Origin of the sequence: Acinetobacter sp. neg1, assembly GCF_000788125.1 — a bacterium.
GTDB lineage: Bacteria > Pseudomonadota > Gammaproteobacteria > Pseudomonadales > Moraxellaceae > Acinetobacter > Acinetobacter vivianii.
Genome location: NZ_JSZD01000020.1, coordinates 186939 through 213652, shown reverse-complemented (window position 1 = coordinate 213652; position 26714 = coordinate 186939). Strand labels below are relative to the sequence as shown.

Here is a 26714-nt window from a genome sequence, read left to right as displayed (position 1 = left end):
AAGAAAATTTATATACAATTTGATACGATTCTCAGGGCGGAACCAAAGTCAGTCCAGTTGAAAGCTTTACTCTTAATTGGATGAGAACTCGATATGACTCCGTTAAGCACTTTCAACGCATAAAAAATTCTTTTAACCTAAAAATAACCTTTCCAGATAGGGATTTAAAAACTTGGCTTCTGGGTCAAGCTGCTGACGTAAAGCCATAAAATCATCCCACTTTGGATATAAAGCACGAAGCTGTGTCGTGGTCATATGATGCATTTTACCCCAATGCGGACGACCCTGATATTTCTGCAATATCGGTTCAACCACATCAAAAATCAAACGCGGATCTTGTTTATGGTATTGATGCACCGAGATCGAAATCGAATCCTGCTGATAAAAAGGACTGAGCCAAATATCATCCCCCTTCACAAAGCGAAATTCGAGCGGAAAAAAAGTTGCAACCTTATTAACCCTTAATGCATGCAATACTTCATCCAAACATTCAATTCCACGATCAACAGGAATCTGATATTCCATTTCATTGAACTTGGTATTACGAGGCGTTGGGAAAATTGTGCTCGACCAATCCACATAGGTCGTCGGTTTAACAAAGATTCCCAACAGCTTCTGTAAATACGGATTTAATGAAGGAAAGTTTTTGGTCAGCTCAGAACATAAAGTGAGCAAGGTATCATCAGAAGGGAAATTCTCCTTGCGTGGCAAAATCTCTTCATCAGTCTCATCCAGAGTTTTCAGCATCAACTGCTTTTCATAGGAAAATACAAAACATTCAATATGCCGATGCTGATGCTTCCATTGCTGAATATGCCGCATCATGTCCTCTACAGGACAAAGTTCAATATGTTCTTTTAATTTATAACGCGGACGATTTTGCATGGTGATTTGAGTCAATATCCCCAAACTCCCCAAAGACACTCGTCCAGCCGCAAAAATTTCAGGATGTTCAGTACGACTGCATTTTAGGATTTCACCTGAAGCTGTCAGTAGCTCGAAAGCTTCAACATAGGCCGAAATACAATGCAAATCTGCCCCTGTACCATGAGTCCCCGTAGACACTGCACCCGCCAGACTTTGCTGATCAATATCGCCCTGATTCATCAGGGCTTGGTCAATTTGCTGCTGTTTTAAATGTTGATCTAAATCATACAATCGTGTGCCTGCATAGATACTGCTTTGACATCGATCAATATTAGTCGATGCAATCCCTGTAATATGATCTAGAGACAATAAGGTGGCATCGGTACAAACCAACGGCGTAAAAGAATGTCCTGCACCTACCACCCGTATTTTTTGATGTGCTTGAACGATGGTCTGTAGTTCTTGAATATGGGCAGGTCGAAGAATCTGTTGCGGCTTGGCTTTTTGAAAGCCAGACCAATTTGACCAAATCCCTTGTTTTAGATCACTCATACTGCCTCTCCTTGGCTAACGGCAGTTTTTAAGTTGCCATGATTCGTGCGTTTTGCGAGTTCTTGTTTTGGAATGGGTTGTGGACGTGTCATTTCATCGTAATGACGTTTATGTTTTTCTAATAATAATTGTTCTGCTAAATCTTTGAATTTGCTTTGACAGACAGCTAAAGTCCATTGCCCGAATAAGGTATGTCCGCCCTCATAGGCCTGTTCTTGATATTCCTCATAGGTGGTGACATAACCCATATAATCATTGCAGTATGAAGCGAACCAAACTTTTTCAATTGAAGTCTGTGCAGCAACCGTCTGTTTCACTGTAGCGATAACACGTTGCCCTGCAATCGTAGTAAATTCTCCCGGACAACATATCAGTGCCAAAGACCCTAATCGCACAATTTGTAAGGGAACAACGCTCGGCACTAAAGGACTGTCTTGAATCGCACCCGCTTTGACTTGTCGATTCATCTCGGCAATCAATGGATCAAGAATACTGGGTGGAAAACCAATCGGCTGGCCTAAAATCTTTTTAGCCCCTGCTTCTAATACAATCAGCTTTGGTCCTTGTGAAGCATACAGCTGCTGATTGGCAATAAAATCTGCTGAATCAGGATTTTTAAGTCTGTGTTTACGCAGTTGATTTGCCAAAAATTGCATGCCTTTAATCAACGGTTTTGGCGCCCCTAAACCATCGACAGGTGTGCCTGCAAAAAATGCCGTGCCATGACAAGGCTGACTGGTTTTTGCATTATGCTGCCCATTTGCTAGATCTACAGGGATTTCAATATTACTCAGATCGACATAGGACAAAACGGCATCAATCTTGCCTTCAACTTTTTCCAGATTTTTAGAAATATCCTGCTGTAAAGCTGTCAAAGCCAATTCACTTTGATAACGTCCATTTTGTTGTGCGTATTGATACTCCTGCTCACCTTTAATCTGACGACGAATCTTAAGCTGGTCTTTACCATGAAAATGCGGCGATACATCCCCAGCGGTGGCTTGGGCAAAAATTGCTACAGGATTTTGAATGCCTTGTTGGATTAAAGACTGCTCTGAAAATGCAGCCGCATAACCTTTATTATCGCCATCATACGCTTTTAAGGTGTTTCCCAAACAGGTGGCATGTACACCAAACAAAGAAATAAAGGACTGCAATTTCTGTTCACGATAAAAACCAATCAGTTGCATTTCCCGATTTAAAGCCAAATGCGTTTCAGCTTCGGAATGTAGTCTCACCTCTGGATTTCGATTATACGCTTTGATTGAACGATTCCATGCGACAGGTATCTGTTCGGGAAAATGCTGTGTGCTGGTAAAAATTTCCGTGGGTTGTTCTACCGCAATCGCATGTTCAATGCTCAGTACAATCGCGTCAACAATGGCATTTAAATGTTCAGGTACAAAACCTGGTGTCGGCATATTATACAAAGCTTCATGCGCACAACCGCCTGGCCCTGAATGGGTATGCGTTGCTGTTAACACCAATTGATTTTCATTAAACTTCGAGCCTATTCGTTCAGTTAATTGCACGACTGTTTGGCTACGCATGGCGTGGGTAATACAGCCTAAATCTAGACAACAGATCAGCAGTCGATTGCCTTGTTGATCGACAATACTCACACTACGGGCATATAAAGCCGTACGCTGTTCATAAGCACGATGAGACCATTGCCCATAACCAAACATGGCATAACCTTTCGGCGTTATTTTAATTTCCTTTTTATCCCAACCCACCTGATACATTGGTGCTTTCCTTTTAAAATTCTTTTTCTAGCTGTCTTAAGCCTGTTGAAAGTTAATCAAAATTATGCGATACCCAACAGGGTTAAAGGAACTTTTCTTGGGGGGCAAAACGGACTTATGCCTAAACACAACATCTATAAAAATGACCAGCAACAGTTTATTCCACCCACGATTTTAGCTAGCCTGATCCACTATGCAGAGCAACAGCAGTGGGAATATGCAGTCTGGTTTCAAGACTCTGGTCTGGATATCGCTCAAATTCAGCAAACCCAAGGAGTGGTTCGTTTTCCCCAGCTTTGTGAGGTTGTGCGTCAGGCCATTGCAGCGTATCAACAACCCGACCTCGGCTTAAAACTTGGCAGTAGTGAAGGTTTGATTTCAATGGGGATTTTGGGTTTTGCCATGCAATCATGCAAAACCGTAGCTGATGCGTTAGATATTGCGCTGCGTTACCATCGTATTTCTGGCAGCGTGCTCAATCTCAACTTTAGCCTCCAAGCGAATGTCTGTGAGCTGGAAGTGATTGAGTCTCATCCTTGTGATGATCTGAAAGCTTTTTTCCATGATGAATTATTGAGTAGCATCATCACCTGTTTAAACGCGATGCTGGGCGATCATAATGATGTGATTAGTCTTGAACTCAGCTATTTCCCCAACCAATACCAAGAACAATATAAAAATATCTTTGGCTGCCCGATTCAATTTAACAGCCCTAAAAATATCATCCGCTTTAATAGCAGCATGTTGCAACGTGGATTAAAGAATTACAGCCCAGCCAACTATGCAACTGCCATCCAAATCTGTGAGCAGGCCCTAAAAGAAATTGATCAGCTCAATCAAGTCGGTTATGTGCATTTACTCGATCATTTAATTGAACAGCAATTACCTGAACGTTTCGAGATGCAGCAAGCTGCTGAGCATTTACGCATCAGTGAGCGCCATCTAAGACGGCAATTATTATTGGAAGGTCTGAGTTTTCAACAAATTCGACAAAATGTGTTGGAACGTAAGGCCAAACAACTTATTGAACAGAACCTGTCGATGAGTGAGATCAGCATGCAATTGGGTTTTAGTGAATTACGTGAATTCCGACGTGCCTTTAAACGTTGGACGGGACAAGCGCCTTCGGTTTATAAACAATATTTAGATTAAAGAAAAATAGAATCCCCCCTGAAATTAGCTACGCGGAAAGGTCATCTGCAACCTGCGTGTTATCGACAAGATTTAAGAAATTTGTATCTCAATCAAAAATTATATGAGATGAAAGAATTGAACAGGTTTTGCAGATCTTACGCAGCTTCAATCGCAGCTCAGGTTTTGGTTACTTTTGCCGAAACAAAAGTAACTCCAGCTGAAAGCTTATCCAAAAATAAGATGAGATCTCTATAAGATTCCACCGAAAGGATCAAACTATAAAATAAAAAAGCTCAGGATTTTACCCAAGCTTTTTATCAAATTATCAAAACTAAATATTAACTTGCTGCTTGATAAAACGGCACATCACCATTAATCGTGGCACGATGCATAATTCGATGCGCATCACCATAATCAAATAAAGCCTTATGCTGCGTACAACGATTATCCCAAATCGCCACATCACCCGCTTGCCACTGCCAACGCAAATGGAACTGCTCATTGGTGGCATGGGCAAATAGATACTGCAACAACTCAGCACTTTCCGTTTCATCCAGCTCATTAATGCGCGTGGTAAATCCTTCGCTCACGAACAAAATGGGCTGGCCTGTAACTGGATGCGTTCTCACCACAGGATGAACAACAGGCGGATTACGCTTAAAGGTTTCTTCCAGCTTTTGACGCTCAACATCATTATGCGCAAAACGCTCAATCGGGAAAGATTGACGGATATCATGCGTTGCAGTTAAGCCTTTTAACTTCTGCTGCAAATCTTGATCAAGTGCAGCAAATGCAGCTGCCCCACTCGACCACAACGTATCTCCTCCTACAGGCGGAATCTTAATCGCTTGCAATACACAGCCCAATGGTGGTTTTTGGCTAAAGGTCACATCGGTATGCCAAAGTTCATTGTCACGTAAATCCTGTTTCCAGCTGTCCAGTACAATGATTTCAGGTACATTTTCGACTGATGGATAGATCGGATGAATATGCAAAGAACCAAAGCCACGTGCCAGTTCAGCTTGCGCGTGTGGCGCTAGCTGCTGATTGCGAAAGAAAATGACATGATGATCAAGCAATGCTTGTTGAATTTGTTGGGTGGTATGTTCATCAACCGTGTTTAAATCAACATCGTGAATAATTGCACCGATTGTTGGTTTAATCATTTCAATATTTAACGTCATCTCTAACTCTCTCATCTTTACCATTTGCACTTACAGCTGTTGACCATACCAAGGAGATAATTGCTTCTGTAACCAACGCAAGAATAATTCAAAACTGACTGCGACAATCGCAATCACAATAATGCCAAGCACGACGGTATCCGTAATCAGGAACTGCGCCGCCGACTGCACCATAAAACCAATACCACGATCTGCCGCGACTAATTCTGAAGCCACTAAGGTTGACCAACCAACACCTAAACCAATACGAATACCCGTTAAAATATGCGGTAATGCAGTCGGTAAAATCACATGCCAAAATACTTGTGACTGACTTGCGCCCAATGATAAGGCTGCACGTTCACGATTGAGCTGATGGCTGAGCACCCCATGCGTACTACTGATAATCACTGGTGCAAGAATGGAGAAGAAAATCAAAAGCACTTTGGTGGTTTCACCAATCCCAAACCAGATCACCAATAATGGCAAATACGCTAACGGTGGAATCGGACGCAACAACTCAACCAAAGGATCAAGCACTGCACGAACCCATTTATTCAGCCCCATCCACAAACCTAAAGGCACGCCAATCGCAATCGCTGCAACAAGTGCCAGCAAGACGCGCGAAATACTCGCTGCCAAGTGCTGCCATAAAGTCGCTTTCATAAAGCCTTGCTGGCTGACTTCAAGGAACTTTTGCCATACCGCTTGTGGACTCGGCAGAAATAAACTTGGAACAATTTTTAATGCAGTGATCAGGTACCAAATGATCAAGACACTCAATACGCTCGATAAACTCAATACCAAGCTACGATGGCGAGCAATAAATGCACCTAATGCATTCAAAACCGAACCTGATTGTTTATCCGAGGCTTGAAGTGCAACTGACTTGGTCACTTCATAGGCTGTATTTTTAGCTTGACCCGTCATACAGCCACCTCATGCCCTGCCTGTTTCTGCACACGTAAACGTTCAAACAGTTGTTCACGCAATTGAATAAATTTTGGATCTGATTTAATTGCTCGAATCGATTCGCCCTGCTTATAACGATCTGCAAAATCCAGCTTTAACGTTTCCACGATCTTGCCCGGTCGAGCTGTCATCAACACCAGTTGATTACTCAACAACAAAGCTTCTTCAATGTCATGGGTAATTAGGAAGAACGATTTATTTTGCTCAATCCACAAATCCAGAACCAACTGCTGCATGGTTTCACGAGTAAAAGCATCTAAAGCGGCAAAAGGCTCATCTAATAAAATAAAGGCTGCGTGGCTAATCAAAGCACGCGCAATACCGACACGTTGTTTCATGCCACCCGATAATTCCCAAATATTGGCTTGAGCAACATGGCTTAAACCCACAATTTTCAGAATAGCATCGACTTGTTGTTGAATCTCTTGCGCTTTTAAGCCCTTAAGCTGCAAAGCAAAACCAATATTTTCCGAGACATTTAACCACGGCAATAATGCATGATCTTGAAAGACCACCGCACGACGTGCGTCAGGTGCAGTCACGACTTCATGATCCAGTTTAATCTGGCCTGAACTCGGTGCTTGGAAACCTGCCAAAATATTTAACAATGTGGTTTTACCACAGCCAGACTCGCCCAAAATCACAGTCAAAGTGCCTTCTTCAATCTTCAGATTAATATCTTGAAGCACAGGTACCGTCTGCTTTGGAAAAGTTAAATGAAGATGCTCAGCAGCTAATATGCTCATTTCGATCTCCTATGGCTGTAAGAATTGAGTCGTGACATTGCCCTGATAATCAGGCTTCACCTGATCGACCTTGCCCTGACTTTTTAAGAAAGTCGCTGTATCAAAAATATTCTTGGCAAATTCACCTGCTAAAGTCGCTTGTTGCTGCTGACCATCCAGATAAATATTTCCTGAAAGTAATAATGGAATGTCTTTGGCATCAGAACCCGTCAATTGAGCAATTTTCTGGATATGATCGGCATTCTGCTCAAATGCTTTTGGATCTTGGTTATAGGCTTCGATCTGTTGCAAACTGGTCTTCACGAATGCTTTCAAGAACTCAGGATTTTTCTCGGCAAAGTCTTTACGAACCACCCAAAGATCATAAGTTGGCGCGCCCCATTCACCGACCTGTTTCGAGTCAGTTAAAACATGGCCACTGGCTTTGACTTTGCTTAAAGCAGGTTCCCAAACATAAGTCGCATCGATATCACCACGTTCCCATGCTGCTGTAATTTCAGGTGGACGCAAATTGATGATCTTGACCTGATTGTCTGCAATATTCCAATGCTTTAAAGCGGACAATAAGCTGTAATGTGTGGTTGAAACGAATGGCACAGCGATGGTTTTTCCAATCAAATCCTGCGGCGTTTTAATGCCTGATTTGTTGCTGACCACCAATGCCTCAGAACCACCTAATTTTGCTGTCACCAAAAACACTTCAATCGGTAAATCACGGCTAGCTGCAGCCGCCAATGGACTTGAGCCAATATTGCCAATCACGACATCGCCCGAAGCTAATGCATTGACCACATCTGAACCCGCATCAAATTTACGCCATTGAATCGCCTGTCCACTCTCTCGCTCATAGTCACCGTTGGCTTGTGCGACTTTGGTTGGATCAATACCAGTCTGATAGGCAATCACCACCGCTTTATTATTTCTAGACTGTGCGGGTGTGGCATCTTTTTGATTTTGATAGACAATAAAAGCAACAATCGCCACAAGGACGATCGCTGTAACGATTAACGGCTTGGTGTTCTTGATGCCCATAATTAGATGATCTTTCAACAATATCTGCTTATGGTATGCGCGAGACTATATGATTAAAAATAAGAAAAAGTGAGTTACTTATTCTTTTTAAAGATAAGAATAAGCTTTAAACAATTTTTGCTGTTTTTATCGTCTTCTCATATTTTTTAATGCTGTTTCATTTTATTTTCTCATGACATCTTGCTGATAGTTAAAAGGGTCTTTAATTGAAAAGTAAAATATTTATTTTTAATAAACTCAGCATTAAAACTCATAACAATAATTTCAACATAGATATGTAATAAAAATCATATTAATAATCCCTATAAAAAAATGATCATTGATCAAAAGTAGATATATAAATAAATTTTGATTATTTTCCTGAATATAAAAACATGCCTAAGATAAAAACATCATCCCGCTGATGAATATAAAGGTTATAAAAATGAATGCTCAATTTGATTCTGCTCAAACAGTAGAATCTTCCGCCAGTTCTCACGGTTTTTCGACAGATCCACAAGACATCTTGCAGCGTGCACAACAATATGCGGAAGAAAATGAACTCGATTTTACAGGGAGTATTCCCCCTGCTGAAGCGTGGTTTTTGGTTCAAAACGGCCATGCGGTTTTAGTCGATGTACGCACGGCAGAAGAACGTAAGTTCGTCGGTTATGTTCCTGAAAGTCTTCATGTTGCATGGGCAACAGGCACGTCATTTAATCGTAATCCCCGCTTTGTCAAAGAACTCGATAGCAAAGTCGGAAAAGACCAAACCATCTTATTGCTCTGCCGTAGTGGGAAACGTTCCGCTTTGGCTGCAACCGCCGCGTTTAGCGCTGGTTTTGCTCAGGTTTATAACGTGCTGGAAGGCTTTGAAGGCGATTTAAATGATCAGCAGCAACGTAATCAAAGTAATGGCTGGCGTATCCATCAGCTTCCTTGGCTACAAGATTAAGACGGCTATTTAAATACATATTGATGATTTGTAAGATTTATTTTAAGGAATTCTCGTGAGCCAATGGAAAATAAAGCCCGTCATCGAGGGCTTACAGCAAGCACGCCATGAATGGCGCGAACGCCAGCACAGGATTAAAGAATTCGGTGGCCGCGAGCTTCCCTCCAAGGAGGCACTTAAATCTATTCTGGATGATTTATGTGGCATCCTGTTTCCAATGCGACTGGGGCCAAGCGATCTGCGTCAGGAAACCGAAGATTACTATATTGCTTATACCCTTGATCGTGTCCTGAATGAACTGTTTGTACAAGTCAAACTGGCCTTAAATTATGAAGCTAAAAGTCGGGTCAAACAGATTCCCGTTTCCAGCAATGACAGACTGCTCTATGAACAACAAGTGGTTTTGGCACAAACCATCGTACAAGACTTTGCCAATACGCTACCTACTATTCGTCGCTTACTGGATGCAGATGTCTGTGCGGCCTATGAAGGTGATCCTGCAGCGCACAGCGTCGACGAGGTGCTGCTCTGTTACCCAGGAATCTTGGCAATTATTCATCACCGCGTAGCCCATCAGCTCTATCACAGCGTACCGTTACTTTCGCGAATTATTTCTGAACTGGCACACTCAGAGACTGGAATTGATATCCATCCGGGAGCGCAAATTGGCCAAGGTTTCTTTATCGATCATGGCACAGGTGTGGTGATCGGAGAAACTTCCGTGATTGGTGAATATGTTCGTATTTATCAGGCTGTCACACTCGGAGCAAAACGGTTTGAACTGAATGATGATGGTGCTTTAAAGAAAGATTATGCCCGTCATCCGATTGTTGAAGACCATGTGGTGATTTATGCAGGCGCAACAATTTTGGGTCGAATCACCATCGGCAAAGGTTCAATTATTGGTGGGAATGTATGGCTTACCCATAACGTTGCAGCAGGCAGTCAGATTCTACAGTCACCAAGTGAGTCTTTACAGAATATTAATGTCTAATTAAATGAAATAAATAAGTGAAATGATTTTGAAAATATGAAACGCGATAAAATTTTATATTGATATTTTAACTGGATAAAAATAACCAATTATTTCCCTATTAAAATATGTATTCAAAAAACCCTTTTGTTTCATTAAATAAATGCGTCATTAAAAATTAATTATTTTTAACAAAGCCAAAACAACAGGAAAAATGATTCATGGCAAAAACCACAGACAAAGTCCAACTTGCGCTTGGGGACCATGCAGCCAGACAGCTTGCAAATGCCACCAAGACCGTTCCACAACTTTCAACCATTACACCGCGTTGGCTCACGCATTTATTGCAATGGATTCCTGTCGAAGCAGGCATTTATCGCGTTAACCGTGTCAATAATACAGATGACATCCAAGTGGCTTGTACACAACGTGATGAAGCGACTTTGCCACAAACTTTTGTGGATTATGATCCGCAACCCCGTGAATATTTCTTGAATGGAGTTTCAACCGTTTTAGATATTCATACCCGTGTTGCTGATCTGTATAGCAGTCCGCATGACCAGATTAAAGAACAATTACGCTTAACCATTGAAACCATTAAAGAACGTCAGGAAAGCGAATTGATCAATAATCCTGAATACGGTCTATTGGCAAGTGTCGCAGATGAACAACGGATCTCCACATTAAATGGACCACCAACACCCGATGACTTTGATGATTTACTCCGTAAAGTCTGGAAAGAACCGGGCTTCTTTCTCGCTCATCCAGATGCGATTGGGGCCTTCGGTCGTGAATGTACCCGTCGAGGAGTTCCACCACCAACCGTCAGTTTATTTGGCTCGCAGTTCATTACATGGCGCGGTGTTCCCCTGATTCCATCGAATAAGATTCCTGTGGAAGATGGTAAAACCAAAATATTATTATTGCGTGTAGGTGAAAAACGTCAAGGTGTAGTGGGCTTATTTCAGCCAGGCTTGGCAGGTGAACAATCCCCAGGCCTATCGGTACGCTTCATGGGCATCAACCGCAATGCGATTGCATCTTATCTGATCTCTCTGTACTGCTCATTGGCAGTATTGACCGAGGATGCATTGGCTGTGCTCGAAGATGTGGAGGTGGACAAATATCATGACTACCCTGTTAACTACAAGTAATTTAAACAGTCGTCCATCAGGGTCTGAAGTGGATGGTGTTCACCCACCGTCCAACTTCCCAGATGAAGCAACACTTTCACGGCTTGCCTCTGAATTTTTTGCTGCCCGACCAAGTGCTGGTAATGGACATTCTTCTGGTTTGAATCTGGACTTACCCAATGTAGGTACGCCGCCACATCAACCCCAGCCCGCTGAACCTTTAGCGGCGCTGAGTGGTCGTGCGCCCAATATTGCTTTCGAAAAAAGTTTAAACCCTGAATACCCGGAGCATATTCCGAATTATCCCGACTATCCTGAACGCCGTGCGATCGCCTCTGCGCCAGTCGTGGGCGGAGCCAATTTACCACGTCCACCCATTGAACCTAATTTTCCACAGGCCATTCATAGTGCGCCGAATGTCCCTGTGGTTGAATCATCTCGTCCTTCAAGCAGTGAAACTTCACCCTTTTATTTTTTAAATGATTTTACAGCACCAACTTCGTCAAGTTCTGAATTTGATGCTGCCAATTTTCCCGCGGCGCAATCCTTTCAATTGCCTCATGGAAATGCACTGAAAAGCTTGTTGCAGCAAGATGCTCAAACCTCAGCTCAAGCAAAAAATAACGCCTCTTCAGGCTTTTATTTCTTGGATCTGCCACAACACAATGCGGGTTATGGCAATTATCAACCTTCTCAACCACAGTTTGTTGCCAATGCCGCTCAACCCTTAGATATTCAAGCGATCCGTCGTGACTTTCCCATTCTGCAAGAACGCGTCAATGGTCGTCCTTTGGTCTGGTTTGACAATGCAGCAACGACACAAAAACCACAAAGCGTGATTGATCGTATTGCCTATTTTTATCAGCACGAAAATTCCAATATTCACCGTGCTGCACATGAACTAGCAGCACGTGCAACTGATGCTTATGAACACGCTCGTAATGTGGTGGCACGTTTTATTGGGGCAAAATCATCAAAAGAAATCATTTTTGTTCGGGGTACGACTGAAGGCATTAACCTGATTGCCAAGACATGGGGGGAACAAAATATTGGTGAGGGTGATGAGATTATTGTGTCGCATCTTGAACATCACGCCAATATCGTCCCGTGGTTCCAGTTGACTAAAAAAGTCGGTGCCAAGCTCCGTGTCATTCCAGTGGATGATACCGGTCAAATCATTCTGGAAGAACTACCCAAACTGATCAATGAACGGACTAAACTGATCTCGATTACCCAAGTGTCTAACGCCTTAGGTACAGTCACCCCTGTGGCTGAAGTAATCAAAATCGCGCATGCCAAAGGTGTCCGCGTCTTGGTCGATGGTGCTCAATCTGTTTCGCATATGCCAACTGATGTCCAAGCGATTGATGCTGACTTCTTTGTATTCTCAGGACATAAAGTGTTTGGGCCAACAGGTATTGGTGCAGTGTATGCCAAGCCTGAAATCCTAGAGACTATGCCTGTGTGGGAAGGCGGCGGTAATATGATTCAGGATGTGAGTTTTGAACAAGTGGTCTACCAACCCGCCCCCAATAAGTTTGAAGCAGGGACAGGTAATATTGCCGATGCCGTAGGTTTAGGCGCAGCACTGGAATATGTGGAACTCCTAGGCATTCATAATATTGCCCGTTATGAACATGACTTGCTGGAATATGGTCAGCATGCATTGAGTACGGTTGCAGGCTTAAGACCGATTGGTACGGCGAAAAACAAAGCCAGTGTAATGTCCTTTACCCTTGCAGGTTATTCGACAGAGCAAGTGGGGAAAGCACTCAATCAGCATGGCATTGCAGTGCGTTCTGGACATCATTGCGCTCAGCCAATCTTGCGTCATTTTGGTGTGGAACAGACCGTACGTCCCTCTTTGGCTTTTTATAACACCGCAGAAGAAATTGATTTGCTAGTGTCAGTCTTGCATCAATTGACCAGAAACAAACGCAGTGCTTAACCACTCTCCAATAAAAAGACTGCCTTAGTGCAGTCTTTTTATATTCAGGAAAATGCAACGCTCCAGATTAATCGTATTGCAACGACCCCAAGAATAACTCCCATCACGCGTTCAAAATACACCCCAAACTCTAAAAAGCGTTTCCGTACAATCGGTTGTGAAAACATGATACTCACCAAGATAAACCATAGTGCATTGACTAAACACATCCAGATGCCATAACCAATTTGAACCTTCAACGGTGTCGCGGGATTCACAATGGTGGTAAAAATCGCCAAAAAGAAAACGGTCGCTTTCGGATTTAACGCATTGGTTAAGAAACCCATGTTAAAGGCTTGGATTAAGCTCGGTTTACCCATTACCTCACCTGCCAGAATATCCAGATTGGTATTTGGTTGACTACGTAAACATTGCCAGCCCAAGTAAATCAAATAAGCGGCACCCACTACGCGTAGTAACGACATTAACCAGACACTTTGCTGGATCAGCACGCCAACCCCCACCAAGGTGTAAAACACATGTACCGAGATGCCGACACCAATACCAATCGCGGTGATACAACCAATTAAATAGCCATATCGAACACTCTGTCGTACCGTAATAATAAAATCAGGTCCCGGTAAAACAACTGCCATAAAATGGATCAATGCCAAGGCCAGAAACTCATGTCCATACAACTGCCACATTTCATTTAACTCCACATCATGACTACAGGAAAAAGATTGTATTGCGATTTTTAAAGCGCGATAATCCAATCAAAATCCAAATAACTTTTGCGTCATGAGCACAAATCAAAGTCTGGTTCTGTTAAATGAAATGGCAACCTTTGTCAAAGTTGTCGAAACGGAAAGCTTTTCTGAAACGGCGCGTCAGCTCGGTTCCACCCCTTCTGCGGTCAGTCGTGCCATTGCACGTTTAGAGCGTGCTCTGGGTACACGCTTATTGCATCGCACCACACGGAAACTACGCTTGAGTGAAAGTGGTCAGCAGGTCTATGAGCGCTGTGTGGATCTGGTCAATGCAGCACAAGCGGTCATGGAAAGTTCAGGACAATTTCATATCGAACCACAAGGCGTGATTCGGATCAGTGTGCCCAAGGCGGTTGGGCATTTTATGCTGCATCCTCACTTACCTGAATTCTTGGCCTTATATCCAAAAATTGATATTCAGTTGCTATTGGAAGACCGTTATATTGACTTGATTGATGACGGTGTAGATCTGGCAATTCGTATTACCGAACAACCGCCCGGTGGATTGATGGGACGTAAACTGATTGATATTGATCATTTGATTTGTGCCACACCTGAATATTTGCAGAAAAATGGCATTCCCCAGCATCCCCACGATTTAAAGCAGCATCAATGTATCTATTTGGGCGAACAACCCAATGATTCGAAATGGAAATTCCAGCAGGAACAGAAATCTATTACCGTTGCGGTGCGTGGTCGTTATGCTGCCAATCATACTGGGGTGCGCCTCAGTGCCGCTTTACAACACTTAGGCATTGCCAGTTTGCCGTACTTCGTGGCACGTCATGCTTTGGAACAAGGCACACTGGTTCAGGTCTTACCTGATTGGCATTTTAAAACCCATTACAGCGGTGGCGCATGGTTACTCTATCCACCTACCCGCCACGTTCCACCGAAATTGAGTGTTTTCATTCAATATTTAGCTGAAAAATTAGCCGCTGAACCCGTCCTTTTTCAGCAAAGTACCCCAAGCTAAAACGATCACTTTCATTTATAAATGAAGCAAAAATAGCAAATAAACCAGCAGTCCATAAAACAACAATAGTTTTATTTTTTTAATTACTTAACCATAAACTCCAGAGATATATAAAACAATAAAAAGCATCTTTATTTCTGATTCGACCAATCAGGTAATGCACAAAAACAGATATTTTTTGCTGCATAAGTTATTTTTCTTCATTTTGGATAATCGCTAATCTAACAACCAAGTTGTTATAACAAGTTTAAGTTCAATGAACCAAGCGATTGTAAATAAAGTGAACGGCGAACGCCCATTGTATGATCAAGTCTATCAAGCCCTGCTCCAGCAGATTGTCGATGGAACTTACCAGATTCATCAGCAGTTACCGTCGGAAAAAGAACTGAGCGAATTATTTAATGTCAGTCGTATCACCATTCGTCAGGCACTCAATCAACTTCAACTCGAACACTTGATTTACAAAATTCAAGGCAAAGGCACTTTCGTTAGCGCACCGAAAAGCTTTCAGAATATTTCCGAGTTACAAGGCTTTGCCGAAGCTATGACCGATCTGGGACACGAGGTCTTTAACGTAGTCAAAGAATTCCGCTTTATTCCAGCCACACCGCACATTGCCTCGAAATTAAAAATTTCAGTCAACAGCACGGTGGTGGAAATCAAACGGATTCGTTTGCTCAATCGTAAGCCCGTTTCATTTGAACTGACTTATTTACCCGAAGCGATTGGAACAGCTTTGCAACAGATCAATCTCTCCACTCGCGATGTGTTTTTAGCGATTGAAGAGGATTTATCGATTGCCTTAGGACATGCCGATTTAAATATTGATGCCACACTTGCTGACGAAGAACTCAGTGAACTTTTGCAAGTCGATCTCCATGCACCGCTATTAAGAGTGGAGCGGCTGACTCACGATCATGCAGGACATCCTATTGATTTCGAATATCTCTATTTTTCAGGAGAGCGCTTCCAATACCGTTTAAGAGTAGATCGAAAGCGAAATACCTAAGCACCATTACTTTGTGAATTAAAACGCACTCAAAAAGGCACAACATGAATACGATTACACTGGACTATGACATTGTCGTCATCGGTGGGGGGACGGCTGGCCCAATGGCAGCCATTAAAGCCAAAACAGCCAACCCCAACCTGAGAGTTTTATTAATTGAAAAAGCCAATGTGAAACGCAGCGGCGCAATCTCAATGGGCATGGATGGCTTGAATAATGCCGTGATTCCGGGCTATGCCACGCCTGAGCAATATACTAAGGAAATTACCATTGCCAATGATGGCATCGTCAATCAGGCCACGGTTTATGCCTATGCCAAACATAGTTTCACCACCATTCAACAGCTGGATCAATGGGGGGTGAAATTTGAAAAGGATGAAACGGGTGAATATGCGGTCAAAAAAGTCCATCACATGGGCGCTTATGTGCTGCCAATGCCTGAAGGCCATGACATTAAAAAAGTTCTGTATCGCCAACTGAAACGCGCTCAGGTCAAAATTAATAACCGTATCGTCACCACTCGCCTGCTGAAAAATGCAGAAGGCGCCATCAACGGGGTACTGGGTTTTGACTGTCGTAATGGTGATTTCTATGTAATCAAAACCAAGGCTGCGATTTTATGTTGTGGAGCCGCTGGACGTTTGGGCTTGCCTGCATCTGGCTATCTCATGGGAACTTATGAAAACCCAACCAATGCGGGTGATGGTTATGCCATGGCTTACCATGCGGGGGCTGAACTTTCCAATCTGGAATGTTTCCAGATCAATCCACTGATCAAAGATTATAACGGCCCTGCCTGCGCCTATGTGACGGGGCCTTTGGGTGGTTATACCGCCAATAGCAAAGGTGAGCGCTTTATCGAATGTGACTACTGGTCAGGCCAAATGATGTGGGAATTTTATCAGGAACTGCAAAGTGGCAATGGCCCTGTGTTCCTAAAAATGGATCATCTGGCGGAAGAAACCATTCAAACCATTGAAGAGATTCTACATACCAATGAACGTCCAAGCCGTGGTCGTTTTCATGAAGGACGTAGCACAGATTACCGTCAGGATATGGTGGAAATGCAGATTTCAGAAATTGGCTTCTGTAGTGGGCACAGTGCATCTGGGGTTTGGGTCAATGAAAAAGCGGAAACCTCGGTGAAAGGTTTATATAGCGCAGGCGATATGGCGGCCGTTCCGCATAACTATATGCTTGGCGCCTTTACCTATGGCTGGTTTGCTGGGGTCAATGCCGCTGAATATGTTGCAGAACAGACAGATTCAGAACTGAATACGGATGAAATTGAAGCCGAAAAAGCCCGTATTTTTGCCCCATTACACCGTCCAGAAGGGTTGTCATCGGAACAAGTGGAATACAAGTTACGCCGTATGGTGAATGATTATTTACAGCCACCGAAAACCCGACAAAAAATTGAGATTGCGTTAAAACGCTTTGAAGAAATTAAAACTGATATTGGGCAAATCAATGCCAACCACCCACATGAATTGATGCGTGCTGCCGAAGTTGCCGTAATTCGCGACTGTGCCGAAATGGCGGCACGTGCTTCGCTATTCCGCGAAGAAAGCCGTTGGGGCCTATATCACTATCGCGCAGATTGCCCAGAAAAGAATGATCGGGAATGGTTCTGTCATGCCCATCTCAAAAAAGATCAGCACGGCGCTATGGTCAGCTTTAAAAAAGCGGTTGAGCCCTACCTGATTCCAATTGATGAAGATGAGGCTAATTCATACAACCTGTTGCGGATTAATAAAAAATTAGTGGCTGAAACAACCAAATAAGGAATATCACATGGCATTTATTTTTAAAGAAATTTCACATCGTACGGCCGCACCCGTATTGGTAGATGAAGACAAATGTATTGCGGATAAAGGCTGTACCGTCTGTGTGGATGTTTGCCCGATGGACTTATTGGCGATTCATCCAGACAGCAACAAAGCCTATATGCAGTTTGATGAATGTTGGTATTGCATGCCATGCGAGAAGGACTGCCCGACCGATGCCATTCAGGTCAACATTCCATATTTACTTAAATAAGGGGAACAGCATGAGATTTAATAACTTGGCAAATAGTCTGATTTGGGGAGAATAAAGATGAGTCTAAATTATCCAAACCTTGCAGATCTTGATGAAGATTATGCGGATTATCTCTTTCAACTGAATCAGGACGATGAAAATATCCGCTTTGTCGCACTGATGAATATTGCCGATGAAGAACAAACGGCATTATTACCTTGGTTACAGCATGCCGTTTTACATGACCCCGCCAGTAAAGTACGTGAATTGGCAGCCACCCGTTTAGAGGGTTGGGAAGATGCAACCTCTTTACATACTTTGGCTCAAGCGTTGAGTGATCAACATGAAAATGTACGTACCGCAGCAGCGCAAAGTCTTAGTGAAATCAAACATGCTGAATCTGCCCATCATCTGGCTACCTATTTGCAGCATCCTGATGACTTTGTGATTGCTTCTATCTTGAGAGCGCTTAAAGAGTTGCGCGCTGAATCGTTATTTGATGCCATTCTTAAACATGCTGAGCATGCCAATCCTTTAGTCCGTAAAGAAGCGGTCAGCACCTTGAGCTGGTTGCAGAAACAGGATAGCTTGGCAACACTGGCACAGATCGCACAGCATGATGTGGATATCGAAATTCGTCGTATTGCGACAGGTGCTTTGGCAGCCAGCCAAATGCTCACGCCCGAAATTGTATCTGCCTTACACAGTTCTCTGATCGCTGAGGCATGGCAACTTCGAGTTGAGGCCGCCTTGACCATCGGAAAATTAAAAGTGGTTGAATTAGAACAAGCACTTTTACAGCAACTCGACGATACTTATTGGCAAGTCCGCATTGCTGTGAGCCGTAGTTTGGGTTTACTCAAATCCAAAGCAGCGATTACCAAATTACAAGAAAATTTCCAGCATGACATCAGCAATTTACGTAAAGAAGTCGCGATTGCCTTAGGGGAAATAGGCGGAGAATCAGCTCAGCATATTTTATTACAGCATGCCGAAGATCCTGATCCCGAAGTCCGTAAATCGATTCGTATTGGACTGGCACTCATTCAGGAGAAATTTAATGCCGCTTGAACCTAGTCAACTTAAAGTGGATATCGAACAACAACGTCTGTTTCTCTTTTGGGAAGATGGTACAGCAAAGGATTTTAGCCATGCTCATCTCAGAGCCAGTTGCCCTTGTGGTTTTTGCCGAGCCAAGCGCCTACAGCAACGAGAGATTGAATATCCAGATCGTGTTGCCATCTCAGCTATCTATTCTCAAGGGTATGGGATTCAAATTTGCTTTGATGATGGACATGATAAAGGGATTTTCCCTTGGGCTTTTTTAAAGGAATTGAGTAGCTGAGATCCATATTGAAAGTGAAGAAATCGATCTATAGACCGCGTGTTTTCATTATTTTGAATTATTAAGCCACTAAAATAGCTAAGCTCAATTGTAATAATCCTTTATCATACAAGGATAAAAATAAAACACTTTGGAAATTCCCATGCCACCACTGGATGCTGTACCCCCAACTCAATCAGTCCCTTTCTGGCAAGCTTTTCTGTTCTGGTTAAAATTAGGATTTATTAGCTTTGGTGGCCCTGCTGGGCAAATTGCAGTGATGCATCAGGAACTGGTGGAACAAAAACGCTGGATTTCTGAAAAAAGATTCTTACATGCGTTGAATTACTGCATGTTACTCCCCGGCCCCGAAGCCCAACAACTCGCGACTTATATCGGCTGGCTCATGCATCGAACCACAGGCGGTTTGATTGCAGGAATTCTATTTGTGCTGCCCTCTTTATTCATCCTGATTGCACTGTCATGGATTTACGTACAATTTGGAGACGTGCCCATCATTGCAGGACTGTTTTATGGGATCAAACCTGCGGTTACTGCCATTGTATTTCATGCAACTTACCGCATAGGCAGCCGAACGCTCAAAAATTCATTTCTTTGGTTAATTGCAGCCGCGGCCTTTGTTGCCATTTTTGTTTTTAATATTCCTTTTCCTTTGATCGTATTGGCTGCCGCGCTTGCAGGCTATGTGCTGAGTAAGAAAAAACCAGATTTATTTACCCATCAAACCTCTCATCAAAATAGCCAAAAAAACTATGGCACAGCACTGATTGATGATGATACGCCGACACCAGCACATGCCATTTTTCGCTGGTCAAACCTGATAAAAATCGTGGTCATCGCAGCCTTGCTCTGGCTGATTCCAATCACGCTTTTAACCCTAAGTCTTGGTTGGCAACATGGCTATACGCAAATGGCATGGTTCTTCACCAAAGCAGCCTTACTTACTTTTGGCGGTGCTTATGCGGTTCTGCCCTATGTCTATCAAGGTGCAGTCAATCATTATGGATGGCTCAGCCCGACCCAAATGATTGATGGTTTGGCACTCGGCGAAAGTACCCCGGGTCCACTAATTATGGTGGTGGCTTTCGTAGGTTTCTTGGGGGCTTATAATCATGCATTATTGGGCAATCATCAGCTATTTTTAGCAGGTGCAATAGGTGCTGTGATTGTCACTTGGTTTACCTTTTTATTTTCCTTTGTCTTTATTCTAGCGGGCGCGCCCATTATTGAATCGACCCATAATGAACTGAAATTTACTGCTCCGCTCACTGCGATTACGGCGGCCGTAGTTGGCGTTATTTTAAATCTGGCCTTGTTCTTTAGCTATCATGTGTTATGGCCAAAGGGTTTTGATCATGCTTTTAATTACGAAGCAGCCTTGATTACAGTAGGTGCACTGATTGCCTTATTTAAATTTCAGCTCAATGTCCTGTATGTGATTTTTGCCTCAGCCTTTTGCGGCCTCATTTTATATATCGGAGCTTAATTCAAAGCATCGAGTAGAGTTATCTACTCGATGCTTGCAGTATTAAATATGATGGATTTCGATAGAGGCATGCACGATTTCCTCATGAATCGCTAATCCAGCTTTAACCTGATCAGGAGTCAGATCAGCCAGTGCGGTTTCCAATCCTAGAATACAAGAGAATTTCCCTTTCCCAACCTTCCATACATGTAAATCCGTGATTTCGACCTGTGGAAACTGTGCAATAACTTCTTTAATTTCTTCGACAACGGGATGCCCCATTTCTGCATCCAGTAAAGTTTTTCCAGTTTCCTGCATCAATCCCCAAGACCATTTTGCAACCAGCAATGCCCCAACGATTCCGAGCAAAGCATCCAGAAAATTCCAGCCAAAATACTTGGCCGCAAATAAAGCAATAATCGCCAGAACTGAAGTCACCGCATCAGCGACCACATGCAGGAATGCTGCTTTTTGGTTTAAATCATGATGGTCATGTCCATGATGATGCACTTCATGATCATGGTTATGCGAATGGTGATGGTGATGGTGATGGTGATCATCGTGACCGCCATCATGTAATAACCATGCACAAATTAAGTTGACAACGAGACCCACTATTGCAATTGGAATCGCTTCATTAAAATGAATAGTCACTGGGTTAAATAAACGTTCTAGAGACTGTATGCCCATCAAAAAGGCCACGACCATCAATAAAATGGCACTGCTATAACCTGCCAGAATTTCAATTTTCCATGTGCCAAAACTAAAGCGCTGATCCTGTGCATAATGTCGCGCCATACGATAAGCAAAATAGGCCAGTCCCAGCGCCAGCATGTGTGAACTCATATGCCAGCCATCGGCAAGTAAAGCCATGGAATTAAAAAACCAGCCGCCTAGAATTTCCAGTACCATCATTATGGCGGTCAAAATCGTTGCGATTAAAATTCTTTTTTGTGCTAATGGATTTCCTTGATCAAACTGATGAGAATGACGTCGTTCTAGGTTAGTATGCTGCATTTATTCTAGGCTTCCAATATACTCCACCCCAGTATATATTTTTTAGGAAAAAAAGTATGGCTCATCTGCATCATGATAAAAAAATTTTAAATCGGGTTAAACGGATTCAAGGACAGCTCAATGCCGTTGAAAAGTCACTTTCAAGTCCTGAAAGTTCCTGTATCGAAGTTTTGCAACAAGTCGCTGCAGTTAAAGGTGCCGTGAATGGCCTAATGAATCAACTGATTGAACAGCATTTAAAAGAGCATGTACTTAAAGATGCTGATCACGTTAATGATGAGGAAGTTCAGCAGTTTCTTGCATTGTTACAACGCTATTTATAAGTGCCAGATTTCATCGGTAAGTTGTTCGATTTCAGACCGATCATGACTGACATAGAGCATCGGTATTTTCACTTCCTCTTTCACACGTTGAAAAAAAGGAATGATCTCTGCTTTATGTGCCGTGTCCAGCGCAGAAAGTGGTTCATCTAAAAGCAGTAATTGTGGTGAGTACAACAAGGCACGTCCCAAAGCCACCCGTTGTTTTTCTCCCCCTGACAGCTTAATTGGCATACGTTCAGTCAAATGTCCCAATTTGAGCAGCTCAATCATATAGTCCAGTTCAAACTGACGTTGCTGTGGTGCAATGTGTTTGAAACCAAATAACAGGTTTTGTTTAACATTTTTATGCGGAAATAACTGTGCATCCTGAAAGACGAGCCCGACCCGACGCTGTTGTGTGCTGAGATTAACTTTCTGAACTTGATCAAACCATGTCTGATCCTGAACTCGAATCCAGCCAGAATGCGGCCGAATTAAACCCGCAATGCTGTGTAAAATCGTAGTTTTTCCTGAGCCAGAAGCTCCAAATAAGCCGATTACAGGCTGATCAGATTGAAAGCGTTGATCCAGACAAAATTGCCCTTGTTGCAGTTGGATATGACAATCAATCATGCTGAATGACCCCGCTTATTTTTCTGGTAACGGTTAAACCACTGGGCAAACCACAAGGCGAAGAACGCTACCGACAATGACAAAATAATTAATCGCCACAATGCTGCTTCAGTATCAGGTTGTTGCATCAGACTATACATTGCCAAAGGTAAAGTACGGGTTTCACCCGCAATATTCCCCACAAAAGTAATCGTTGCTCCAAACTCACCTAAACTTCGGCAAAAACATAAAATCCCGCCCACCAAAATCCCGCTACTGGCCAGCGGTAATGTCACCTGTACAAATGCGCCAAAGGAAGAAGCACCCAAAGTCTTCGCAGCCATTTCCAAGCGCTGATCGACCAGTTCAATTGCTAGTCGGATCGATTGCACTAACAATGGAAAACCCATCACTGCGGAGGCCAATACCGCGCCCTTCCAATTAAAGGCAAACTCCAAACCAAGTGGCGCAAGATATTGTCCAAGCAATCCTCGATTACCAAACAATTGCAGTAATAAATAACCCGGAACGACAGGTGGTAAAACCAAAGGTAAATACACCAGCGTTTCGAACAGTGATTTACCCCAAAATTCTTTACGAGCCAAAACCCAAGCAACCAGCGTTGCCGGAATAAGGCTAAACAGCAAACACGCTGCCGCCACTTTGCATGACAGCTTTAACACTTCGATTTCTTCAGGACTCAAGATCATCATTCAGTTACTGCAACACACTAAAACCATATTTTTTAAATACTGCCTTTGCCTGCCCACTTTGCAAAAACTTATAGAATTTGACTGAATCCGCATTTTTCTTGATCAGACCCACAGGATAGATAATCGGTGGATGGGTATTCTCAGGAAAAATTCCTGCAACTACGACATCTTTGCTGATCGCAGCATCTGTCGCGTAAACGATCCCAACCTGACATTCACCACGTGCGACAAAGTTCAACGCAGCACGCACATCTTCGGTTTCAACCAGTCGTGGTTCAAGTTTCCCCCACCAACCGAGAGAGGTTAAAGCCTGTTTTGTATATTTCCCTACAGGCACACTTTTGGTATCACCTGTACAAAGCTTGCCTTGAATGGCTTTGGTAGGATCAACACTTTTATCCATTTTTAATTTAATCGGGCGATCCTTGGGCGTAATCACCACTAAACGATTGCCTAATAAATTGATGCGATCTGTTGGCACAACCAACTGTTTATTCTGTAAATAATCCATCCATTGTACATCAGCCGAGATAAATACATCTGCTGGCGCGCCTGCTTCAATCTGTTTGGCTAAGGTTGAGGAACCTGCATATGAGGTTTTGACTTCAGTTTTATTCTTCTGCTCATACAGGGTCTCAAGTTCATTCACTGCATTGGTCAAACTGGCCGCTGCGTAAACAGTGAGGGTATTCCCCGCAAACGCATGCGTTTGGATGAATAAACTGGTGGCTAAAACTGCACAGTATTGATAGGTCTTTTTCATCGTTATTGACATTATTCTGTCCTCAAATTTCGATATGTTTTCAAAAATATATCGCTTAATAAAGATACACTAAAAATAACAATTCGCCAGTCTTGTTCTTCTTATTCATTCATCTGTTTGTAACGTCATCAAGCATCGAACGGTATGTGTTGTGATCAGTATTTTTAGATGCAAAAACAAAAAAACGTCTATTCAAACATCAAGTTAATGATGCTGAATAGACGTCGTCTATCTTGAGTGGATAACAGGAGTTGTTATCTTAGGAATGATGCCGAAAAAGATATAGATTTTTTCATTATATATTTCTAACATCCTTCTAACAAAAATAAAGCCGAGTAGGCTATTACTCTGCATCTAAATAAATGATACCTATATCAAATTTATTATAGCAATGAAAACTAGACTCACCATTTATCCAACTTTATTGAGAAAAACATTCAAATACTCCAATCAGAAACAGAATCTACCCCTTACTGTAAACAAATTATTAAATTAACCCAATAGAGAAAACCCAAAATAAATTACAATTCATTTTGGATTAAGATAAACTTTCCCAATATTAACTGTAGTTTCCTTATTTGGATTGATCGCATTTTGGTCTTGTACAAATTCATCAATCTGAAATATAACTGGTTCATAATTTGGAAAATCAATAAATATACTTAACGATTGATTCCAATTTCTATAATCAGGCTTACTTATACGATAAGTATATATAATAGGTTTAGTTTTAAATTTCCCAACATTATTTGTTTTACAAAATTATAAGTATCATTTCCAGAAGCATAGCTTGCATATCCTTCAAGATTTCGCAAAGGTTCTTTTGTGATAGCATTATATAAATATCCTTCAGCACTTGGTACTAAATATATTGTCTGCCTAGTACAAGCTGACAATAAAAAAACAATTGAAAATATAAAAAACTTCAAATAACTCATAATAGTCCTTTTAAATTTTAACTCTTGATAAATTAATTAAGCCTCTTATATCTTTATCAATTACGCTTATATATTACTTAATGCGTGTTTCATTAAATTAATCAGTAAATAAATAATTTGCTACTATTAAAAAAACACCCACAAATTTCTTTAGCTGAGTCAATATATTTTATATCTATCCGGCCATTATCCTCCAGAAAAATACTTTTATGATAAATTCTATTTATTTAACAAACCAATTAAAAAATTAGTTAGATACATTATAAATTAATTACAAGTGGATTTCCCTTGCTCAAGATATTTAACCTCTAGCTTATTACCTTTATCCATAACACAAATACTTGTATGAACGCTTTTATTTGTATCTAAAACAATTTCATAAGCAATATTACGTTCAATTTCGTTTAATGGTATTGCAATGCAATTTTTTTCGTCTATAGGCAGAAGGGTATTGCTGTATAGCTTTTCATAAGTACTTTTAAAATCTTTAGAGTAATCTATCCTTCCTAAGTAAATAAGGAAGGTATTATCGATACCATAATCGGTTTTAGGATTATTCGTAAATACGCATAAATCACCCTGATTAAGTTTTACCTCAAGACCCTTACTTTGAGGATTACATCCAGTTAAATATGCAAGAAAAATAAAAATAAATAAAGGATATTTATTCATATTTAAAATCTAAAAGACAATCAATATTTACTACCACTCATAACCCTTCCCACTTTATTTACATTTAACAATTTCATTTTTCGACAAATTCAACTTAGAATCACGTCCAAACAAGCATGAATAATTTATAAATTCATACTGTCTCAAATATTTACCTTTTTTAATCTCTAGTCTAATTTGTGTTTCTAAACCATTATATTTTACTTTCAATGGGTCAAAACAGAAAAAATACTTACTTTGTTTATTAGATAAATTTTTTAAACTTTCGCCATATATATAAACTGATAGTTTTTCATCAAAAATATTTTCTTTATACTTAAATGAACTATTTAATAGCCCAAACTCATTAGCGGCTCTCATATCACTTGTTTTTAAAGCACAAATCTTACTACCATAAAATTCATACTTAAAATCTTCCACTTACTTTTCTTTGCAACCCCAAAGAAAAGTCAATAACAAGATCATAGAAGCCCGTTTCAAAACAATATAAGTCTCATTCGAAAAAATAAAAAATTCAAGCAACTAACTACTTTCTCGGAAACCCCAATAGAGGCTTTTACCTGTTATATCAATGTTAATGATTCAACCAATTTCTTAAGTTATAGTAGAAATTAAAGCCCGTTGTGAAATCAAAGAGCTTTAAAACTTTTAGCCTCTAACCGCCAAACTCTGCTTCGGCAACAACTTGCAACCACATGATAAAGGATCATTCACGCGTGCTGCTGCTTTGCCCATCACCTGCATATTTGGGTCACCCGCCACAATCGTAGCAACCGTTTTATGCTTTGGACAGGTCGCCTTGTCGCCCACACAGGCAATCGGAATACCCTCAATCAAAAAGCTACTGTTTCCACTAATGACTTGTCCACCGCCCGTGGTTGGACAACCAACAACAATATAGGGTGTTGCCATAATCACATCCCTCGCATGTAGGT

Annotated in this window: 26 protein-coding genes and 1 pseudogene; 13 read left to right on the top strand and 14 right to left on the bottom strand. The window is 41.7% G+C overall.

The features are described 5' to 3' along the window. Nucleotides 1-132 precede the first annotated feature (132 nt). Nucleotides 133-1419 carry a D-arabinono-1,4-lactone oxidase gene (locus PJ15_RS15250; protein WP_047432253.1) on the bottom strand — a complete coding sequence of 429 codons (1287 nt, stop codon included), beginning with the start codon at nt 1417-1419 and terminating at the stop codon, nt 133-135. Continuing rightward, nucleotides 1416-3164 (bottom strand): neutral/alkaline non-lysosomal ceramidase N-terminal domain-containing protein, encoded by a 1749-nt coding sequence (locus tag PJ15_RS15245; RefSeq protein ID WP_047432250.1) that lies wholly within the window; start codon nt 3162-3164, stop codon nt 1416-1418. The genes PJ15_RS15250 and PJ15_RS15245 overlap by 4 nt, the downstream gene beginning before the upstream one ends. A gap of 64 nt (nt 3165-3228) precedes the next feature. On the opposite strand from PJ15_RS15245, the pseudogene PJ15_RS15240 reads away from it, so the two are divergent. Further along, nucleotides 3229-4316: pseudogene (locus PJ15_RS15240) on the top strand (AraC family transcriptional regulator). A gap of 320 nt (nt 4317-4636) precedes the next feature. Here the strand turns inward: PJ15_RS15240 and tauD are convergent. Genes tauD through tauA form a run of 4 tightly spaced genes read right to left on the bottom strand, consistent with a single transcriptional unit; the run spans nt 4637 to nt 8229 of the window. Then, nucleotides 4637-5482, bottom strand: a complete 846-nt coding sequence (gene tauD, locus PJ15_RS15235) for a taurine dioxygenase (RefSeq protein ID WP_047432246.1) — start codon at nt 5480-5482, stop codon at nt 4637-4639. 30 nt (nt 5483-5512) lie between these two features. Continuing rightward, nucleotides 5513-6391, bottom strand: coding sequence for a taurine ABC transporter permease TauC (gene tauC / locus PJ15_RS15230; RefSeq protein ID WP_047432244.1), 879 nt, complete (start codon nt 6389-6391; stop codon nt 5513-5515). Then, nucleotides 6388-7179, bottom strand: coding sequence for a taurine ABC transporter ATP-binding protein (locus tag PJ15_RS15225; RefSeq protein WP_047432242.1), 792 nt, complete (start codon nt 7177-7179; stop codon nt 6388-6390). The genes tauC and PJ15_RS15225 overlap by 4 nt, the downstream gene beginning before the upstream one ends. A 9-nt stretch (nt 7180-7188) precedes the next feature. After that, on the bottom strand, nt 7189-8229 hold the full coding sequence (gene tauA, locus PJ15_RS15220) for a taurine ABC transporter substrate-binding protein (protein WP_171248608.1): 1041 nt from the start codon (nt 8227-8229) through the stop codon (nt 7189-7191). 406 nt (nt 8230-8635) lie between these two features. On the opposite strand from tauA, the gene PJ15_RS15215 reads away from it, so the two are divergent. The 4 genes from PJ15_RS15215 (at nt 8636) to PJ15_RS15200 (ending at nt 13199) form a co-directional block, all read left to right on the top strand. Beyond that, nucleotides 8636-9145 (top strand): rhodanese-like domain-containing protein, encoded by a 510-nt coding sequence (locus PJ15_RS15215; RefSeq protein ID WP_047432236.1) that lies wholly within the window; start codon nt 8636-8638, stop codon nt 9143-9145. A 55-nt stretch (nt 9146-9200) separates the two neighbouring features. Next, nucleotides 9201-10139: a serine O-acetyltransferase EpsC gene (epsC, locus tag PJ15_RS15210; RefSeq protein WP_047432234.1), complete on the top strand. Its 939-nt coding sequence runs from the start codon at nt 9201-9203 to the stop codon at nt 10137-10139. 200 nt (nt 10140-10339) lie between these two features. After that, nucleotides 10340-11272: a family 2A encapsulin nanocompartment shell protein gene (locus PJ15_RS15205; protein ID WP_005256665.1), complete on the top strand. Its 933-nt coding sequence runs from the start codon at nt 10340-10342 to the stop codon at nt 11270-11272. Further along, nucleotides 11247-13199: a family 2A encapsulin nanocompartment cargo protein cysteine desulfurase gene (locus PJ15_RS15200; protein ID WP_047432231.1), complete on the top strand. Its 1953-nt coding sequence runs from the start codon at nt 11247-11249 to the stop codon at nt 13197-13199. Before PJ15_RS15205 ends, PJ15_RS15200 begins: the two co-directional genes overlap by 26 nt. 44 nt (nt 13200-13243) lie before the next feature. Here the strand turns inward: PJ15_RS15200 and PJ15_RS15195 are convergent, their stop codons facing one another. Beyond that, nucleotides 13244-13885, bottom strand: a complete 642-nt coding sequence (locus PJ15_RS15195; RefSeq protein ID WP_047432228.1) for a LysE family translocator — start codon at nt 13883-13885, stop codon at nt 13244-13246. A gap of 94 nt (nt 13886-13979) precedes the next feature. Between PJ15_RS15195 and PJ15_RS15190 the strand changes: the two genes are divergently transcribed. The 7 genes from PJ15_RS15190 (at nt 13980) to chrA (ending at nt 20783) form a co-directional block, all read left to right on the top strand. Continuing rightward, complete coding sequence (locus PJ15_RS15190) at nt 13980-14924, top strand: LysR family transcriptional regulator (protein WP_047432225.1); 945 nt, start codon at nt 13980-13982, stop codon at nt 14922-14924. Between the two features lie 256 nt (nt 14925-15180). After that, the gene (locus PJ15_RS15185; RefSeq protein WP_047432222.1) at nt 15181-15933 is read left to right on the top strand and encodes a GntR family transcriptional regulator; all 753 of its coding nucleotides are present in this window, start codon (nt 15181-15183) and stop codon (nt 15931-15933) included. Nucleotides 15934-15977: 44 nt separating this feature from the next. Beyond that, entirely contained in the window at nt 15978-17717 is a 1740-nt protein-coding gene (locus tag PJ15_RS15180; protein WP_047432219.1) for a fumarate reductase/succinate dehydrogenase flavoprotein subunit, read from the top strand. A gap of 10 nt (nt 17718-17727) precedes the next feature. Continuing rightward, complete coding sequence (locus PJ15_RS15175) at nt 17728-17973, top strand: ferredoxin family protein (protein ID WP_004771227.1); 246 nt, start codon at nt 17728-17730, stop codon at nt 17971-17973. Nucleotides 17974-18030: 57 nt separating this feature from the next. Further along, on the top strand, nt 18031-19023 hold the full coding sequence (locus PJ15_RS15170; protein ID WP_047432217.1) for a HEAT repeat domain-containing protein: 993 nt from the start codon (nt 18031-18033) through the stop codon (nt 19021-19023). Next, nucleotides 19013-19297 (top strand): DUF971 domain-containing protein, encoded by a 285-nt coding sequence (locus PJ15_RS15165; protein ID WP_004771223.1) that lies wholly within the window; start codon nt 19013-19015, stop codon nt 19295-19297. The genes PJ15_RS15170 and PJ15_RS15165 overlap by 11 nt, the downstream gene beginning before the upstream one ends. Nucleotides 19298-19439: 142 nt before the next feature. Beyond that, the gene (gene chrA, locus PJ15_RS15160; RefSeq protein WP_047432215.1) at nt 19440-20783 is read left to right on the top strand and encodes a chromate efflux transporter; all 1344 of its coding nucleotides are present in this window, start codon (nt 19440-19442) and stop codon (nt 20781-20783) included. 42 nt (nt 20784-20825) lie between these two features. Here the strand turns inward: chrA and dmeF are convergent, their stop codons facing one another. Then, nucleotides 20826-21779, bottom strand: a complete 954-nt coding sequence (dmeF, locus tag PJ15_RS15155; protein ID WP_047432213.1) for a CDF family Co(II)/Ni(II) efflux transporter DmeF — start codon at nt 21777-21779, stop codon at nt 20826-20828. A 56-nt stretch (nt 21780-21835) separates the two neighbouring features. Between dmeF and PJ15_RS15150 the strand changes: the two genes are divergently transcribed. Continuing rightward, nucleotides 21836-22102, top strand: coding sequence for a metal/formaldehyde-sensitive transcriptional repressor (locus PJ15_RS15150; protein WP_005256644.1), 267 nt, complete (start codon nt 21836-21838; stop codon nt 22100-22102). Here PJ15_RS15150 and PJ15_RS15145 read toward each other — a convergent pair. The 6 genes from PJ15_RS15145 to PJ15_RS15120 all read right to left on the bottom strand — a co-directional run bounded on the left by PJ15_RS15145 (nt 22097) and on the right by PJ15_RS15120 (nt 26691). Further along, nucleotides 22097-22714 carry an ATP-binding cassette domain-containing protein gene (locus PJ15_RS15145; protein WP_047432211.1) on the bottom strand — a complete coding sequence of 206 codons (618 nt, stop codon included), beginning with the start codon at nt 22712-22714 and terminating at the stop codon, nt 22097-22099. The two genes, PJ15_RS15150 and PJ15_RS15145, sit on opposite strands and share 6 nt — an antisense overlap. Beyond that, complete coding sequence (modB, locus tag PJ15_RS15140) at nt 22711-23406, bottom strand: molybdate ABC transporter permease subunit (RefSeq protein ID WP_047432209.1); 696 nt, start codon at nt 23404-23406, stop codon at nt 22711-22713. The genes PJ15_RS15145 and modB overlap by 4 nt, the downstream gene beginning before the upstream one ends. A 4-nt stretch (nt 23407-23410) precedes the next feature. Further along, complete coding sequence (modA, locus tag PJ15_RS15135) at nt 23411-24181, bottom strand: molybdate ABC transporter substrate-binding protein (RefSeq protein WP_047432207.1); 771 nt, start codon at nt 24179-24181, stop codon at nt 23411-23413. 1193 nt (nt 24182-25374) lie between these two features. Further along, nucleotides 25375-25779 carry an NF045616 family extracytoplasmic (lipo)protein gene (locus tag PJ15_RS15130; protein ID WP_047432204.1) on the bottom strand — a complete coding sequence of 135 codons (405 nt, stop codon included), beginning with the start codon at nt 25777-25779 and terminating at the stop codon, nt 25375-25377. A gap of 54 nt (nt 25780-25833) precedes the next feature. Further along, nucleotides 25834-26199, bottom strand: coding sequence for a hypothetical protein (locus tag PJ15_RS15125; RefSeq protein ID WP_227504701.1), 366 nt, complete (start codon nt 26197-26199; stop codon nt 25834-25836). A 228-nt stretch (nt 26200-26427) separates the two neighbouring features. After that, nucleotides 26428-26691 carry a PAAR domain-containing protein gene (locus PJ15_RS15120; RefSeq protein ID WP_004771208.1) on the bottom strand — a complete coding sequence of 88 codons (264 nt, stop codon included), beginning with the start codon at nt 26689-26691 and terminating at the stop codon, nt 26428-26430. Nucleotides 26692-26714 lie beyond the last annotated feature (23 nt).